Origin of the sequence: Acetobacter cibinongensis (genome assembly GCF_000963925.1) — a bacterium.
In the GTDB taxonomy this organism is placed as follows: Bacteria; Pseudomonadota; Alphaproteobacteria; order Acetobacterales; family Acetobacteraceae; genus Acetobacter; species Acetobacter cibinongensis.
The window spans coordinates 1-293 of sequence record NZ_BAMV01000064.1; the positions used below are offsets into that span (position 1 = coordinate 1).

Annotated in this window: 1 pseudogene and 1 other annotated feature; the pseudogene reads left to right on the forward strand. The window is 60.1% G+C overall.

Annotated features, from left to right (window positions below):
• A pseudogene (locus Abci_RS13825) lies at positions 1 to 293 on the forward strand (IS3 family transposase); the annotation flags it as partial.
• Positions 83 to 199, forward strand: a sequence feature (AL1L pseudoknot). (Overlaps the previous pseudogene by 117 nt.)

Sequence of the window (293 nt, forward strand, 5' to 3'; positions counted from 1 at the left end):
CGGCCGAGACGGCACGGATCAAGGCGTTGGAGCGGGAAGTTCGTGAACTGCGTCAGGCCAATGAGATCCTCAAGAAGGCCTCGGCTTATTTTGCTCAGGCGGAGCTCGACCGCCCGTTTCGCAAATGATCGCGTTTATTGAAGCCTGCCGTGCCGATTACGGGGTCGAGCCAATCTGTCGCGTTCTGCCGATTGCCCCGTCCACGTTTTACCAGCAGGCGGCCATAGCAAGAGATCCGACTAGGGCCAGACCGCGTGCGCGGCGCGATAGGGAACTGATGGAACATATCCGCC